This is a genomic window from Halobacterium sp. R2-5, assembly GCF_011734195.1.
Lineage (GTDB): Archaea > Halobacteriota > Halobacteria > Halobacteriales > Halobacteriaceae > Halobacterium.
In genome coordinates, this window is record NZ_JAANTH010000001.1 from 173,002 (window position 1) to 186,946 (window position 13,945).

Consider the following 13,945-nt stretch of genomic DNA (forward strand, 5'->3'; position numbering starts at 1 on the left):
AAAAGCCTTCTCTCCCGCCGTGGGACCGCTTCACGCCCGTTCCGCCCCGCTGACGGACAGCGACTCGTCGACGGTGAGGGCCAGTTCGTCGCCGTCGACGGCGACAGTCACGCGGGCCTCGTCGCCGTCCCACTCGGGTTGGGCGACCCAGTCCAGCTTCCAGACCGGGACCTCGCGGACGTCCCGGCCGTGCTCGCGGTAGAACGCGACGACGGCCGGGTGTTCGAGCGCGACCATCGACGCCGTGCCCTGGAACTCGCCGCCGCAGCGCCCGCACTCGAAGATCGCCTGCGGGCCGTAGTCGCTGACCGCCAGCCGTCCCGTCGTCGGCCCGCTGCACTCCGGACAGAACCCCGCGGTGCACTGGCGAATCTGGGTGCGGAGGTAGGCGTCGATGGCGGTCGCGAGGTCGTCCTCGCGGCCGTCGACGAACGCCGGCGGCACGCCGCCCATCACGACGTTCATGCCGCAGTCCGTGCACTCCACGTGCCCGTGTTCGTCCTCGTAGCGGGCTTCCAGGTCGCCGCCGCAGTCGAAACACGAGCCGTCGACGGGCGACGGTCCGACGGACGCGTCCTCCGTGTAGACGCCCGAGTACAGCGCGCTGACGAGCTGCTGGCCGGCGTACCGGAGCTCGTAGCCGTCGTCGGTCTGCTCGACGAACCGGCCGCGGAGCTTCCCGAGGTGGTAGTTGAACCGCCCGGAGTCCCGGACGTCGACGCGCTCGCGGAGCTCCGAGAACGCCAGCGCGCCCTCGGCGTCCCAGAGCTCGCGGAGGATGCGGACGCGGAGCTCGTCCGCGACCGCGCCGAACGCGGCCTCTGCGTCGCCGCTCATGTGGCTACGACGACACCGGACCGGCTTCAGCGTTGCCCCGGTGTGTGAGGGCTGCACTCACGCTCCCGACCGCAGTCGGTCACTCGTCGTCGGGCCGCTCGGTCTCCTCCTCGGAGCGCGGCGTCGCGTTCTCGACGACGTAGTCGTACAGCGACTCGGGGTCGACGTCCGCGCCCTGCCGCGCGAAGAAGTTCGCGACGTTCCGGCAGTCCCGCTGCAGGAACTGGTCGTGGTTGTTGTGGTGGATGGTGACCGCCTGCCCCACGTCGATGACGACGAGCTCGTTGTCGTACACCACGAGGTTGTACTCCGAGAGGTCGCCGTGGACCAGTCCCGCGTCGTACAGCCGCCGGATGTACTCCCGCACCACCTCGAACGCCGTCTCCGGGTTGTCCACGTTCACGTCGTTCAGCGTCGGCGCCGGGTCGCCCTCCTCGCCGATGAGCTCCATCACCAACACGTTCCGCTGGACCGCAATGGGCGTCGGCACCCTGACGCCCGCCTCCCGGGCGCGCTGGAGGTTCGAGAACTCCTTGCGCGTCCACGACAGCACCACCGCCTTCTTGTCGCCGCGGATCCCCTCGAAGCGCGGGTCGCCCTCCAGATAGGAGCGCATCTGCTGGAAGTTCGACGCGTTGATGCGGTAGACTTTGACGGCGACGTCGCCGCCGTCGTGGTCCAGGGCCTCGTAGACGTTCGCCTCCTTCCCCGTCGAAATCGGGCCACCGAACGCACCCACGTAGCCGTCCTCGACGAGCTTGTAGATCGCCGCGTACGTCGCGTCGTCGAACGCGCCGTCGTCGAGCTTGAACCGCTCGTTGTCCTTCAGGCGCTTGCGGAACTCCGCGAACTCCCGGTCCTGCCGGCGCGCGATGCGGTCGGCCTCCGTGTCCGAGACGTCGATCTCCTCGAACTCGTCGCCTGGCGCCTCCCCCGTGTCCTCGGCGAGACCGAACTCGTCGGTCACCGCCGGCCCACCGTCATTGGATGTGGCCTTCCTCCCGCAGCTGGTCGGCCTCCGATTTCTCGTAGCGCCACACCACGTCCGCCTTCTCGTCCTGCCAGTCCCACGGCTCCACCAGCACCACGTCGCCCTCCCGAATCCAGATGCGCTTCTGCATCCGCCCGGGGATGCGGGCGGTCCGCTCCTCCCCGTCCGCGCACCGAACCTGCACCCGGTTCGCGCCGAGCATGTCAGTGACTTCAGCGAACACCTCGTCGTCCTCGGGCATCCGAAGGTTCTTGCGTCCACCTTCGTCGTCGCTCATGGCCGCGAGTAGGCAACCGAGCGGTTTAAACCCTCACACTCCGGGGTGCACGGAACGCCCTCACGGCGTCCCGGACCAGTACGCTTACCCCAGTGGTGGCGCTCCACCCGCACATGCTCGACAAACTCGGTCCCACCGGACTGCTCGGCGTCCTGCTGCTGGTCGCCGGCATCGCCGTCGTCGCCTGGAACGCCCCGATCGTCGCCGCCGGCCTCGTCCTCGTCCTCCTCGGCCTCGGCCTCGTCGTCCGCAGCGCCGCCAAATCCGTCATGGGGATGTTCGGCTTCTGAGGGCGCTTTTGCGCTGCGGGGCGCCTTCGGCGCCCCTCGGCAAAACCGACACCAAAAGCACTCCTCGCTCACTTCGCTACGCTCCGTTCGCTCGTCAGCCCGAGCGCTCACTGCTCACGGCTCGCTTCGCTCGCCGCTCGCACGTTCCGAGGCGCGTAGCGCCTCGCACCGTTCGCGCTCGGTGAACCGCTTCGTCCTCGTGAGCGAAGCCAACGAGGGACAAGCAGACCGGAGGTCTGCTCAGTCTCGGGTCCTCCGGACCGCTCGCTCGCGGATGCTCCTGTGCGGCTGTTAGTCTACGAATAGCGCGATGTCCGCGGCTACCGCGGTTTAGAAGTGGAGTGGCGATTACTCGCCGCGAAGCTCGCGCAGGCGCTCCCGGCCCGGCGCGATGAGTTCGTCGAGGTAGTCCGCGAGCGCGCCCTTCGCGTCCGCGGGGTGGAGCTCGCCGGATTCGAGGTCGGCGGCGAGGGCCTCGTAGTCGTCGTATTCGAGGTTCCCGCCGTACTCGTCGGGGCGCTCGACGACGACTGCCTCGAAGCGCGGGAAGACGTGGTACTGGAACAGCTCCAGCACGGGGTTGACGAGGTCGCCCTCGGGGTCGCGGGTCGGCGGGCAGAACGCCGAGTTCACCTTCTCCGCGAGGTCCTCGGTGGAGTCCTCCATGGAGATGGTGACGCCCTCGCTGGAGGACATCTTCCCCTCACCCGTGCCGAGGTCGCCGACGATGGGCGTGTGGATGGCGGGGCGCTTCTCGTAGCCCAGACTCGGCAGTTCCTCGCGGGCGAGCATGTGGACCTTCCGCTGGTCCATCCCGCCGATGGCGACGTCGACGTCGAGGTACTCGATGTCCAGCGCCTGCATCAGCGGGTAGACGACGTGGCTGACCTTCGCGGTCTCCCCGCTCTGAATCTCGGCCATCGCGCGCTGCGCGCGCTTCAGCGACGTCGAGAGTTCGAGCTCGTGGAGGTCCAGTTCGTAGTCGTCGTCGAGCTGGTAGTCGCTGCCGAGCACGAACTCCGTCTGCTCGTCGTCGAGCCCGTACGCGAGGAACTGCTCTTTCATCTGGTCGGCGGTCGCCCGAATCTCCTCGAAGGAGCCCTTCCCGTTGAGGTACGCGTGGACGTCCGCCAGGAGGACGACGACGTCGAGGCCGGCGTCCTGCAGGTCGATGAGCTTGTTCGCGGTGAGCAGGTGGCCGAGGTGGAGCACGCCGGAGGGCTCGTAGCCGACGTACGCTCGCTTCCCGTCGGGGTCGTCGGCGAGCGCTTCGAGTTCCTCCTCGGTCACGACTTCCGCCGCGTTCCGCGTGAGGAGTTCGTAGGTGTCCATACGACAGCGGAGTCAGCGCTCGGGGTTAAGCGGTTTGGAAGTGTGCGAACCGTTGAGCCGTCGGCGTCAGGGGATGACGGTGACGGGGACGCGCTCGGCGTGCAGGACTTTCTCCGCGGCGCTCCCGAGGAGCGCGCGTTCGAGCGTCCCGGCGCCGTGGTGGCCCATGACGACGTGGTCGTAGCCGCGGGCTTCGACGAGGTCGAGGATGTCGCCGCCGACGCCGTCGCTCAGCCGGAACTCCACCTCGACGTCCGTGTTGACCTCGGGTTCGGTGTCGACGCCCTGCGCGTCGAGGACGCGCTCGGCGCGGTCGACGACGGCGTCCGTACTCTCGGACTCGGACTCCGCGAAGTGGACGACGTCGAGACTGCCGTCGTAGCGGCCCGCCATCTCCGCGCCGAACCCGAGCGCGCGGAAGCTGCAGTCCGAGCCGTCGACGGGAACGAGAATCTCCATACGAGGGTACTGTGAGGCCTCCGGGTTACGCGTTGCGGCGGAGCGCGTCGAGCGCCTCGGCGGCCTCCCGGGCGGCTTCGAGGAACTCGCGGGCACGCCGCGGGTCGTCGGTGCCGGCGGCGCGGCGCGCGAGCGCGGCGATCGAGGATTCGAGCGCGGCCGCACCCTCCCCGGACGGCGCGCCGCCCGACTGGCCCGACTGCCGCGGCTGATTCTGCGACGGGGGTGGAGATGCCGACTCGCGGCCTCCGGCTGCGCCAGCCGCGTCACCGGCCTGCTGTGCGGTCTCCTGGGGCTGCTGGGAGGTCTCGCGGACCTGCCGGGACGCCTCCGAGGCCTCCCGCACCTGCTGGTCGTTCGCTCGCGCGTCCGCGGACGGCTCCGGCTCGGGCTGCTGGCCGTCGGCCTGCTGCTGGCTCGTGTCCTGCTGTCCGGCCGTCTGCCCCTGTCCAGCAGCCTGTCCCTGCTCGGCGGCCTGCTGGCAGTTCGGGCAGAACGACTGCCCCTCGTACCGGAAGATGGGGTTGCCGCAGCGGTCGCAGTGCTGGTTCGTCATCGTCGCGCCCTGCAGGAGGAGTTCGCTCATGCGCTCGGTCTCCCCGCGGTCGTCGTCCTCGTACTTCTCGCGGAGTTCCTCGCGGACGGCCTCCTCGTCGAAGCCGTCGTCCGTGTCGCTCATGGGCGTACGCAGGGCGGCAGGCCTCGAAAAGCCTGCGGAGCGTCGGCGGCGCGCTCCGGGGGGTTCACCGACCCGTCGCCCGCGCTCCGAGACCGACGGTTTCGGGCGCTGGCAGCCACCGAAGCGCTTAACGAGTCGCCGCCGGTTGGTCTTACGTGACATGTCGAAAGTCAGCATCGTGGGGGCCGCCGGCACCGTCGGCGCCGCCGCAGGCTACAACCTCGCGCTCCGCGACGTCGTCGACGAGCTCGTGTTCGTGGACATTCCGGACAAGGAAGACGAGACCGTCGGGCAGGCCGCGGACGCGAACCACGGCGTCGCCTACGACGCCAACACGGAGGTCTACCAGGGATCTTACGAGGACACCGCGGGCTCGGACGTCGTCGTCATCACCGCGGGGATTCCCCGCCAGCCCGGCCAGACGCGCATCGACCTCGCGGGCGACAACGCGCCCATCATGGAGGACATCGGCTCCTCGCTCGCCGAGCACAACGACGACTTCGTGACGGTGACGACGTCGAATCCCGTCGACCTGCTGAACCGCCACCTCTACGAGGCGGGCGACCGGGACCGCCACAAAGTCGTCGGGTTCGGCGGCCGCCTCGACAGCGCGCGCTTCCGGTACGTGCTCAGCCAGCGCTTCGACGCGCCCGTCCAGAACGTCGAAGCCACCATCCTCGGCGAGCACGGGGACGCGCAGGTGCCCGTGTTCTCGAAAGTGCGCGTGAACGGCGCCGACCCCGAGTTCTCGGACGGCGAGCGCGAGGAGATCCTCGAGGAGCTCCAGCAGTCCGCGATGGACGTCATCGAGCGCAAGGGCGCGACCCAGTGGGGACCCGCGACGGGCGTCGCGCACATGGTCGAAGCCATCCTCCGCGACACGGGCGAGGTGCTCCCCGGCTCCATCGTCCTCGACGGCGAGTTCGGGCTCGACGACGTCGGCCTCGGCGTCCCCGTGAAACTCGGCTCCGACGGCGTCGAGGAGGTCGTGGAGTGGGACCTCACGGAGTACGAGCGCGACCAACTCGGCGAGGCCGCCGAGAAGCTCTCCGAACAGTACGAGAAAATCGCGTAATTCTGCGGGCGCTCAGGCCGGCGCGACTTCCTTCGCGACGTCGTCCGGTTCGTCGCTGTCCTCGGATTCGCGTTCGGCTTCCCCTTCGAGCTCCCGAATCGGCACCTCCTCCCAGTGGTGGCACATAACAGACGAGAGTATGCTATACGTTAGCATAAACCTTGCGCGGGGGAGAACGCCGCCTCAGACGAGTTGTTCGCCGTCGTCGTCGTAGACCTCGATAGCGTCGACCGGACACGCCCGCGCCGCGAACTTCGCGTCGAGCTCCGCGTCTTCGGGCACCTCGCGGACGAACAGGTCCTCCTCGGTCTCCTCGCTGTCCTGGAGAATGGCTTTGCCCGCGTCCGTGTCCTCCTCGAAGGCGTCCCACTCCGCGACACACTGGAACATCCCGATGCAGACGTCCCGGTCGAACTCGATTCGCATACTGTCACGTGGTGGCGCCCCGCGTATATCGTTGCCGGGCTAGGTAGAGTGGCAGCGCGTATCGAGAGTGCGACGGACATCGTTTCAAACACCTCGAAAGCCCCGGACCGGTCGGCTGCTCCGGGACTCGCTGCGCGCTCCCTACGGTCGCGTGCTTACTTCGTCCGGGAGCAGCCGACCGGCCCGCCCCTTTCAGTCCGTCCATGACCGGTTGGACAGCCGGTAGCGGGGTGGACTGAAAGGGGCGAGGCTGTGGACGAAGGAAGGCGACGTAAGCACCGCAGGCCGAAGGCCAAGGAGCGCAACGAACCTCCCGAGTCCACAGCCTCGGGGGTTTCTACGCGTTCGCAGAACAGTTCTCGGCGGCGGCCACACCAGCGAACGAAAACCACGTTCGGACGGTGCGACAGTTTAAACCCCGGGACGCGCCTATCCCGGTGCAATGAGAGTCGCGGACGTGCCCGGACTCCCCGACGGGGTCGCCGACCACCTCGAATCGGGGGGTATCGAGGAGTTGTACCCGCCGCAGGCCGAAGCCGTCGAGGCGGGCGTCGCGGAGGGCGAGAGCCTCGTCGCGAGCGTGCCGACCGCCAGCGGGAAGACGCTGATCGCGGAGCTGGCGATGCTGTCGGCGGTCGAGCGTGGCGGGAAAGCACTCTATATCGTGCCGCTGCGCGCCCTCGCCGGGGAGAAGGCCACCGAGTTCGAGGAGTTCGAACAGTTCGGGCTGTCCGTGGGCGTCTCCACGGGGAACTACGAGGACGACGGCTCGCGGCTGTCGGACAACGACGTCATCGTCGCCACTTCCGAGAAAGTCGACTCGCTCGTGCGCAACGGCGCGGGCTGGATCGACGACCTCTCCTGCGTGGTCGCGGACGAGGTCCACCTCGTGGACGACGACCACCGGGGACCTACGCTCGAAGTGACGCTGGCGAAGCTCCGCCAGCGCGTGCAGGACTTGCAGGTCGTGGCGCTGTCCGCGACGGTCGGAAACGCCGACGAGATAGCCGAGTGGCTGGACGCCGAACTCGTGGACTCGACGTGGCGGCCCATCGACCTGCGGACGGGTGTCCACTACGGACAGGCGGTCCACTACGACGACGGCACGCAGGAGGAGCTCGCGACCGGCGGCAGCGACAGCCAGACCGCCGCCATCGTGGACGACACGCTCGCTGACGGCGGGTCGACGCTCGTGTTCGTGAATTCGCGGCGGAACGCGGAGGCCGCGGCGCGACGGCTCGCCGACGTGACCAAGCAGGGCATCAGCGGCGAGGACCGCGAGCGCCTCCGGGAGGTCGCGGACGACATTCGGGGCGTCAGCGACACGGAGACCAGCGACGACCTCGCGGACGCCGTCGAGAAGGGCGCGGCGTTCCACCACGCCGGCCTGGCGCGCGAGCACCGCGAACTCGTCGAGGAGGCGTTCCGCGACCGCGCCATCAAAGTCGTGTCCGCGACACCCACCCTCGCGGCGGGCGTGAACACGCCGAGCCGCCGGGTCGTGGTGCGGGACTGGCAGCGCTACGACGGCACCGCGGGCGGAATGCAGCCGCTGTCCGTGCTGGAAGTCCACCAGATGTTCGGGCGCGCGGGCCGCCCCGGCCGCGACCCGTACGGCGAGGCGGTGCTGCTCGCGAGCGGCCACGACGAACTGGAGGAGCTGTTCGACCGCTACATCTACGCGGAGCCCGAACCGGTGCGCTCGAAGCTCGCGGCCGAGCCGGCGCTCCGGACGCACGTGCTCGCGGCGGTCGCGACGGGCTTCACGACCTCCGAGGACGCGCTCCACGAGTTCCTCGGGGAGACGCTGTACGCCACGCAGACCGACGACCCGACCCGGCTGGAGAGCGTGGCGCGGGACGTGCTCGCGTACCTCGACCGCAACGGGTTCGTGGAGCGCGAGGACGGCGTGCTGCGCGCGACCAGCACCGGCCACCTCGTGAGCCGGCTGTACGTCGACCCGATGAGCGCGGCGACGCTCGTCGACGGCTTACGGGCGGCGGGGGACAGCACGGCCGCGAACGGCGGTGGCCGGCCCGCCAGCGGAGACCCCGCTGACGCGGGCTTCCAGACGGCGAGCGAGATGCAGGACGACGCGGCCGAGACGGGCGACGGCGAGGCCGCGAGTCCGACGCCGTTCGGGCTCTACCACCTCGTGAGCCGGACGCCGGACATGTACGAGCTCTACCTGCGCTCGGGCGACCGCGAGCAGTACACGGAGCTCGCATACGAGCGCGAGGACGAGCTACTCGGGCGCGCGCCCCGCGAGGAGGAAGCCGGCTTCGAGGACTGGCTGTCCGCGCTGAAGACCGCGAAGCTCCTCGAAGACTGGGCGTCCGAACTGGACGAGGACCGCATCGCGGAGCGCTACGACGTCGGGCCGGGCGACATCCGCGGGAAAGTCGAGACGGCGGAGTGGCTGCTGCACGCTGCCGAGCGGCTCGCGGGCGAGCTCGACGACGTGGAGTGCGCGGCCGCGGTCCGGGAGGCGCGCAAGCGCGTGGAGTACGGCGTGCGCGAGGAACTGCTGGACCTCGCGGGCGTGCGGAACGTCGGCCGGAAGCGCGCGCGACGCCTCTACAACGCGGGCATCGAGTCCCGCGCGGACCTCCGGAACGCCGAGAAGAGCGTCGTACTCGGCGCGGTCCGTGGCCGCGAGCGGACGGCCGAGCGCATCCTGGAGAACGTCGGCCACCCGGACCCGGAGATGGACGCCGTGGACGCGGACGCGGAGACGGTGGCGGCGGCCGAGGAGCGCGACCGCGACGGGCAGGCGAATCTGGGGGACTTCTCGTGAGACTCGTCGCGGGGACGGCCGACGTATCCGACGTCGACGAGTTCGTCGCGGCGCTCCCGGGCGACTCGGAGACGGCCGTGCAGGCGTTCGACGCGGACTACGTCACGGGCCGCGGCCACCTCGCGGCGGCGGTCGAGCACGCCGACCGGGCGTTCGAGCGCGGGGAGAACGTCGCCAGCGACCGCGCGGTCGAAATCCTGCTGTACGCCGCGGGCCGCCGCCAGATTCGCGAGGCGCTCGAAATGGGCGTCGCGGCGGGCGAGCAGGACGTGGTAGTGGTCGTGGCGGGCGGCGACGAGGCGGACGCGGCGGCTGCCGTCGCGGCGTTCCTCGACGACGGACGCGTACTGGACGGCGAGCCGCTGCCGGGCGCCGTCTCCGGCGACCGGGAGACGATTCGGGCGTTCTTCGACGTGAGCGAGGGGGAACTCGACGCGGCAGCGGACGACCTCCCGGGCGTCGTCCGGGAGCGCGTGGCGCTGCTGGACGTCGAGAAGTAGGGTAGCCGACCTCGAAGCGCGCGAGTCACCGCGACGAAAGGTTGTGGCGTGATATCACACCCCGTTCCAGTCGAAACGAAGGGGTTGTGGGCGGACGCCGTCGGTGGATTTTCCCCACTAGAAGGTGGTGGGAGAGGATTCGAGCGTCGGAGGTGTCAGTCGGTTTTCCAGTCGAAACGCCGCCCGCGAAGAGCGGACGGGCGTCTGACGCCGGGCGTATGTCACTGCCTGAGGTCCCGGCGTTCGTAGTGCTCGTCGCAGCTCCGGCAGTAGTAGCGGCCGTCGCGCTGCCGGCGCAGTCGCGTGTGGCCGCGCGGACACTTCACGCGCCAGCCCGCGTCGGAAGGGTGGTGGTCCATGCGGCGCCATCGTCTGACGCGCGTCGCACACAAGAACGGAATCCTGCCGCGCGGTGAAACTGAAAGTGGTTACGCCAGCGAGACGAGGAACAGCAGGACCGCGACGGCGACGGAAGCCGCCGCCGCACCGCCCAACGAGGTGTCGTGGCTCTCGCGGAGGCCGTGCGTCCAGATGTACGCCTGCCACCCGGCGGCGAGGAGCGCGCCGCCCGCGCCGACTGCGGTGCCCGTGGTGTCCGAGAGCCGCCGGAGCTGGTCGGCGAGCACCTCGGGGTCGCTCGCGAAGTCGACGCCGGACAGCAGGAAGACGAGCCCGACCACCCCGAGGACGGTCTGGACGAGCTGCACGGGCATCGCCCAGCCCGTGACCGACAGCGTCGCCCCGAACGGGCCGCTGTTGCCGGTGAACGCGCTCACCGCGTGGAGCGCGACGGCGACCAGTAGCCAGCCGACGAGCGTCCCGAAGAAGACGACGGGGACGCGCCGGACGACGGCGTCCTCGAGTGCGGCGCCGACCGACCGCTGCTCGGTCTGGGGTTCGTCGATAGTACACTGCTCGGGGACCGGACCGTCCATCTCCTCGAAGCTCCGGCAGGAGGAGTCGGGCCACGGCTCCATCGTCGTGACCGTGTAGGTGGCGTCTATCTGGGAGGCCATGTACGTCCCGACGGCGGCGAACGCGACGGCCGTTAGCGCCGCGACGGCGACGACGACGAGCGCGGCGCTACCGAGCGAGTCCCCCGGCGGGTGCGACTGGAAGAACGACCGCGGGCGGAACAGGAGCGTCCGCAGGTCGTGGAGGGCGTTGCGGAGCATGCGGGTGGCGAGATTCGCCCAGCAGTCGCTTCAACGTGTCGACGCCTCACAGCGCGTGCGAGGCTGCGCTCGCCCCCGGAAGCCCTCCTCGCAGAGTTCGCCGCCGCGCCACGTCCGCGGTCGGCACGCGACTGTGACGTCCCTCGGCGCTACGTCCAGGGGGTGCTGGCGGAGCCGGCGCTGATACCGTCGTACGGCGCCGAAAAACGTTTTTACGCGTCAGCGGCGTACCGTAGTCCAGATGCCAGATTCGATGCGCGACTACCTCCAGCGGGACATGGAGTGCGAGGGGCTGCTGGAGTGCTTCCACGGCCTCCGCGACCTCGACCGGCGCGTGTTCGCGCGGCTCGTCGACGGCGGCGAGCCGATGACCGTCGACGAGCTCAGCGAGCGCATCGACCGCGAGCGCTCGACCGCGTACCGCTCGGTCCAGCGCCTCATCGACGCCGACCTCGTCGAGAAGCGCCAGGTGAACTACGACCACGGCGGCTACTACCACGTCTACGAGCCCGCCGCCCCCGACGAGATCGCCGACGAGATGCAGCGCATGCTCAACGACTGGTACGCGAAGATGGGACAGCTCATCGGCGAGTTCCGCGAGGAGTACGGTCCAGGGGAGGACGGCGAGAATCAGCGCGGGGCTCCCGCGCCGCCTGCCGACCAGTAGCGCTCCCACCGGGGGAAACTTTCGAGGCCGTTCGGAGAGAGAGTACAGGTAGAGGCGTCCCCCAGTGTCCGACTCTGAATCAGACTCGACGGAACAGAAGCCGTCTCGGAGCGTCCTCGACTCGCTCATCGAGAGCGGGCTCCACGAGATGAACCGCGAGCGCAGCGGCCTGCTGCTCTCGGGGCTCTCCGCGGGCCTCGACATCGGCTTCGGCCCGCTGCTGATGGCGGTGGTGTTGACGCTCTCCGAGGGCGGGTTCGGCGACCTCGTGACGGAGCTGCTGCTCGCGAGCGTCTACTCCATCGGTTTCATGCTCGTGATTCTCGGGCGCTCGGAGCTGTTCACGGAACACACCACGCTCGCGGTGATACCGGTGCTCGACGGGCAGGCGTCCCTCCGACAGTTAGGCCGGCTCTGGGGGCTGGTGTACGTCGGGAACATCGTCGGGGGCGCCGCGTTCACGCTGCTCGCGGTCCTCCTGATGCCCGGCCTCGGCGTCGTCGACACGGTCGCCTTCGAGACTATCGCGCTCAAGCTCGTCACCCACGACCTCCAGTGGCTGGTCGTCGCGGGCGTGTTCGCGGGCTGGCTGATGGGCCTGCTCGCGTGGCTGATCGCCGCCGCCCAGGAGACCATCAGCCGGCTCGTCATCATCTGGGTCGTCACCGCCACCATCGGGATTCTGCACCTCCCGCACTCCATCGCCGGCAACGTCGAAGTGCTGTTCGGCCTGCTGATGTCGCCCGCCGTCACACTGGCGGACTACCTCGCGTTCCTCTCGCTCGCGACCATCGGAAATGCGCTCGGCGGCGGCGTCTTCGTCGCCCTCCTGAAGTACGGGCACGTCGTCCGCGGCGGGAGCTGAGAACGGGAGAGCAGTGGGTCGCTCTTCGAAGTGAATCAGTAGAAGTAGTCCATCCTGGATTCGAACCAGGGTCGAAGCCCCCAGAAGGCTTCAGGATTGGCCACTACCCCAATGGACTGCTCGCATCCGGGACAAAGCGATTGTCGTTTATCAGTGTTGCGAACCCCGGCGACGAGAGCGCTGTCCGGCGCTCGGCCCCCGCACGCCGCGAACGTGGACAGTTCGACGCCTATTTGCCGCCCGAGAATGCACGTTCTCGTATGTACGTCGGACGGTTCGTCGTCGTCGGTCCGGACGTGGCAGCGTACCGAGTGTCCTCGCGGTCGTTCCCGAACCGCCGGGTGGTCGAGCGCGAGGACGCGCTGACCGTCGCGCCCACGCCGGACGCGCCGGAGACGGACAACCCCTACGTGTCGTACAACTGCTACCGGACGGTGGCGGGCCACGCGGTCGTCGGGAACGGCAGCCACGTCGACCCGATTACGGAGAAACTCGGCCTCGGCTACCCGGCGCGGGACGCGCTCGCGGAGTCGCTGCTCGCGCTCGACTACGAGAAAGACGACTACGACACGCCACGCATCGCGGGCGTGTTGACACCCGACGGTGAGGCGTACGTCGGTACCGTGCGGAAGGACGCGCTGCTCGTGGAGGCAGTCGAGGAGCCGACGCTCGTCGCGACCTACGAGAAAGACGCTCCGGAGCCGATCGGCTTCGAGGCCGAGTCCGCGAGCGAGGCCGCCGAGGAGGCGTACAGCGCGGCGTTCGAGCACGCGGTCTGCGCGGTCGGCGTCGTGCGGGACGGCGACGGCTACGCGACGGCAGTCGAGAACGGGCCGGAGAACTAAGGGCGAGCGCGACCCACGGGAGGGCATGAAGGTCGCCGTCCTCTCCGACATCCACTCGAACCTCGTGGCGCTGGAGACGGTGCTCGACGATATGCCGGACGTGGATGCGCTCGTCTGCGCGGGCGACGTGGTCGGGTACAACGCGTGGCCCGCGGAGTGCGTGGACGCGGTGCGCGAGCGCGACGTGCCCACGGTGATGGGGAACCACGACCGGATGGTGGCGACCGACGGGAACTTCGGCGCGAACGGGATGGCGCAGGCGGGCGTCAGGCACGCCAAGCGAGAGCTGAACGACGTCCAGCTCGAGTGGGTGAAGCGGCTCCCCCGCGAGCGCACGCTGTTCGACGGCCGCGTGAAGGTCGTCCACGACCACCCGGAGGTGCAGGACCGGTACACGTACCCGGACGCGTTCGGCCCCCACTTGCTCGGCGACGAGGACGCCCTGATTCTCGGGCACACGCACGTCCAGCACCACGAGGTCTACGACGACGGCGTCGTGTTGAACCCGGGGAGCGTCGGCCAGCCGCGTGACCGCGACCCGCGCGCGGCGTACGCGGTGCTGGACGTCGAAGAGCTGACCGTCGAGGAGCGCCGCGTCGAGTACGACATCGAGCGGGTCGCCGAGGCCGTGCGGGAGGCGGGGCTGCCGGACAACACCGCCTCGCGGCTCGCAGACGGCCGGTGAACGTCACCGTAGAACTGTCCGAGGACGGAGAACGCCCAGACGAGG

The 13,945-nt window shown here is 69.5% G+C and carries 17 protein-coding genes and 1 tRNA gene; 8 read left to right on the top strand and 10 right to left on the bottom strand.

Annotated features, from left to right (window positions below; all coding sequences use genetic code 11):
* Positions 1-30: 30 nt before the first annotated feature.
* The 3 genes from G9C83_RS00955 to eif1A all read right to left on the bottom strand — a co-directional run bounded on the left by G9C83_RS00955 (position 31) and on the right by eif1A (position 2,105).
* Positions 31-837 carry a winged helix-turn-helix domain-containing protein gene (locus G9C83_RS00955; RefSeq protein WP_167244259.1) on the bottom strand — a complete coding sequence of 269 codons (807 nt, stop codon included), beginning with the start codon at positions 835-837 and terminating at the stop codon, positions 31-33.
* A gap of 79 nt (positions 838-916) precedes the next feature.
* Positions 917-1,804: a serine/threonine-protein kinase Rio1 gene (gene rio1 / locus G9C83_RS00960; protein ID WP_167244260.1), complete on the bottom strand. Its 888-nt coding sequence runs from the start codon at positions 1,802-1,804 to the stop codon at positions 917-919.
* Between the two features lie 13 nt (positions 1,805-1,817).
* Positions 1,818-2,105, bottom strand: coding sequence for a translation initiation factor eIF-1A (eif1A, locus tag G9C83_RS00965; protein ID WP_167244261.1), 288 nt, complete (start codon positions 2,103-2,105; stop codon positions 1,818-1,820).
* A gap of 113 nt (positions 2,106-2,218) precedes the next feature.
* Between eif1A and G9C83_RS00970 the strand changes: the two genes are divergently transcribed.
* A complete protein-coding gene (locus tag G9C83_RS00970; RefSeq protein ID WP_167244262.1) occupies positions 2,219-2,395 on the top strand; it encodes a hypothetical protein in 177 nt (58 codons plus the stop codon).
* Between the two features lie 348 nt (positions 2,396-2,743).
* Here G9C83_RS00970 and G9C83_RS00975 read toward each other — a convergent pair whose 3' ends face one another.
* From G9C83_RS00975 to G9C83_RS00985, 3 genes are all read right to left on the bottom strand, one after another.
* Positions 2,744-3,727, bottom strand: coding sequence for a tyrosine--tRNA ligase (locus tag G9C83_RS00975; protein WP_167244263.1), 984 nt, complete (start codon positions 3,725-3,727; stop codon positions 2,744-2,746).
* Between the two features lie 66 nt (positions 3,728-3,793).
* Complete coding sequence (locus G9C83_RS00980; RefSeq protein ID WP_167244264.1) at positions 3,794-4,186, bottom strand: universal stress protein; 393 nt, start codon at positions 4,184-4,186, stop codon at positions 3,794-3,796.
* Positions 4,187-4,211: 25 nt separating this feature from the next.
* Positions 4,212-4,865, bottom strand: a complete 654-nt coding sequence (locus G9C83_RS00985) for an Sjogren's syndrome/scleroderma autoantigen 1 family protein (RefSeq protein WP_167244265.1) — start codon at positions 4,863-4,865, stop codon at positions 4,212-4,214.
* A gap of 160 nt (positions 4,866-5,025) precedes the next feature.
* Between G9C83_RS00985 and mdh the strand changes: the two genes are divergently transcribed.
* A complete protein-coding gene (gene mdh / locus G9C83_RS00990) occupies positions 5,026-5,940 on the top strand; it encodes a malate dehydrogenase (RefSeq protein ID WP_167244266.1) in 915 nt (304 codons plus the stop codon).
* Between the two features lie 183 nt (positions 5,941-6,123).
* On the opposite strand, the gene G9C83_RS00995 is transcribed toward mdh, so the two are convergent.
* A complete protein-coding gene (locus tag G9C83_RS00995; RefSeq protein WP_167244267.1) occupies positions 6,124-6,366 on the bottom strand; it encodes a ferredoxin in 243 nt (80 codons plus the stop codon).
* Positions 6,367-6,808: 442 nt separating this feature from the next.
* On the opposite strand from G9C83_RS00995, the gene G9C83_RS01000 reads away from it, so the two are divergent.
* Both G9C83_RS01000 and cgi121 read left to right on the top strand, forming a co-directional pair.
* Positions 6,809-9,163, top strand: coding sequence for an ATP-dependent DNA helicase (locus G9C83_RS01000; RefSeq protein ID WP_167244268.1), 2,355 nt, complete (start codon positions 6,809-6,811; stop codon positions 9,161-9,163).
* Positions 9,160-9,663: a KEOPS complex subunit Cgi121 gene (gene cgi121, locus G9C83_RS01005; protein ID WP_167244269.1), complete on the top strand. Its 504-nt coding sequence runs from the start codon at positions 9,160-9,162 to the stop codon at positions 9,661-9,663. The genes G9C83_RS01000 and cgi121 overlap by 4 nt, the downstream gene beginning before the upstream one ends.
* Before the next feature lie 221 nt (positions 9,664-9,884).
* Here the strand turns inward: cgi121 and G9C83_RS01010 are convergent, their stop codons facing one another.
* Together G9C83_RS01010 and G9C83_RS01015 are read right to left on the bottom strand one after the other, a co-directional pair.
* Positions 9,885-10,022: a hypothetical protein gene (locus G9C83_RS01010; protein WP_167244270.1), complete on the bottom strand. Its 138-nt coding sequence runs from the start codon at positions 10,020-10,022 to the stop codon at positions 9,885-9,887.
* A 69-nt stretch (positions 10,023-10,091) separates the two neighbouring features.
* A complete protein-coding gene (locus G9C83_RS01015) occupies positions 10,092-10,838 on the bottom strand; it encodes a Yip1 family protein (protein WP_167244271.1) in 747 nt (248 codons plus the stop codon).
* Positions 10,839-11,079: 241 nt separating this feature from the next.
* Between G9C83_RS01015 and G9C83_RS01020 the strand changes: the two genes are divergently transcribed.
* Both G9C83_RS01020 and G9C83_RS01025 read left to right on the top strand, forming a co-directional pair.
* Positions 11,080-11,505: a helix-turn-helix domain-containing protein gene (locus tag G9C83_RS01020; RefSeq protein ID WP_167244272.1), complete on the top strand. Its 426-nt coding sequence runs from the start codon at positions 11,080-11,082 to the stop codon at positions 11,503-11,505.
* A gap of 64 nt (positions 11,506-11,569) precedes the next feature.
* The gene (locus tag G9C83_RS01025; RefSeq protein WP_167244273.1) at positions 11,570-12,370 is read left to right on the top strand and encodes a formate/nitrite transporter family protein; all 801 of its coding nucleotides are present in this window, start codon (positions 11,570-11,572) and stop codon (positions 12,368-12,370) included.
* Positions 12,371-12,415: 45 nt separating this feature from the next.
* Here G9C83_RS01025 and G9C83_RS01030 read toward each other — a convergent pair.
* A tRNA-Gln gene (locus G9C83_RS01030) sits at positions 12,416-12,488 on the bottom strand.
* A 142-nt stretch (positions 12,489-12,630) separates the two neighbouring features.
* On the opposite strand from G9C83_RS01030, the gene G9C83_RS01035 reads away from it, so the two are divergent.
* Positions 12,631-13,215, top strand: coding sequence for an IMP cyclohydrolase (locus G9C83_RS01035; protein WP_167244274.1), 585 nt, complete (start codon positions 12,631-12,633; stop codon positions 13,213-13,215).
* Between the two features lie 25 nt (positions 13,216-13,240).
* Entirely contained in the window at positions 13,241-13,900 is a 660-nt protein-coding gene (locus G9C83_RS01040) for a YfcE family phosphodiesterase (RefSeq protein WP_167244275.1), read from the top strand.
* Positions 13,901-13,945 lie beyond the last annotated feature (45 nt).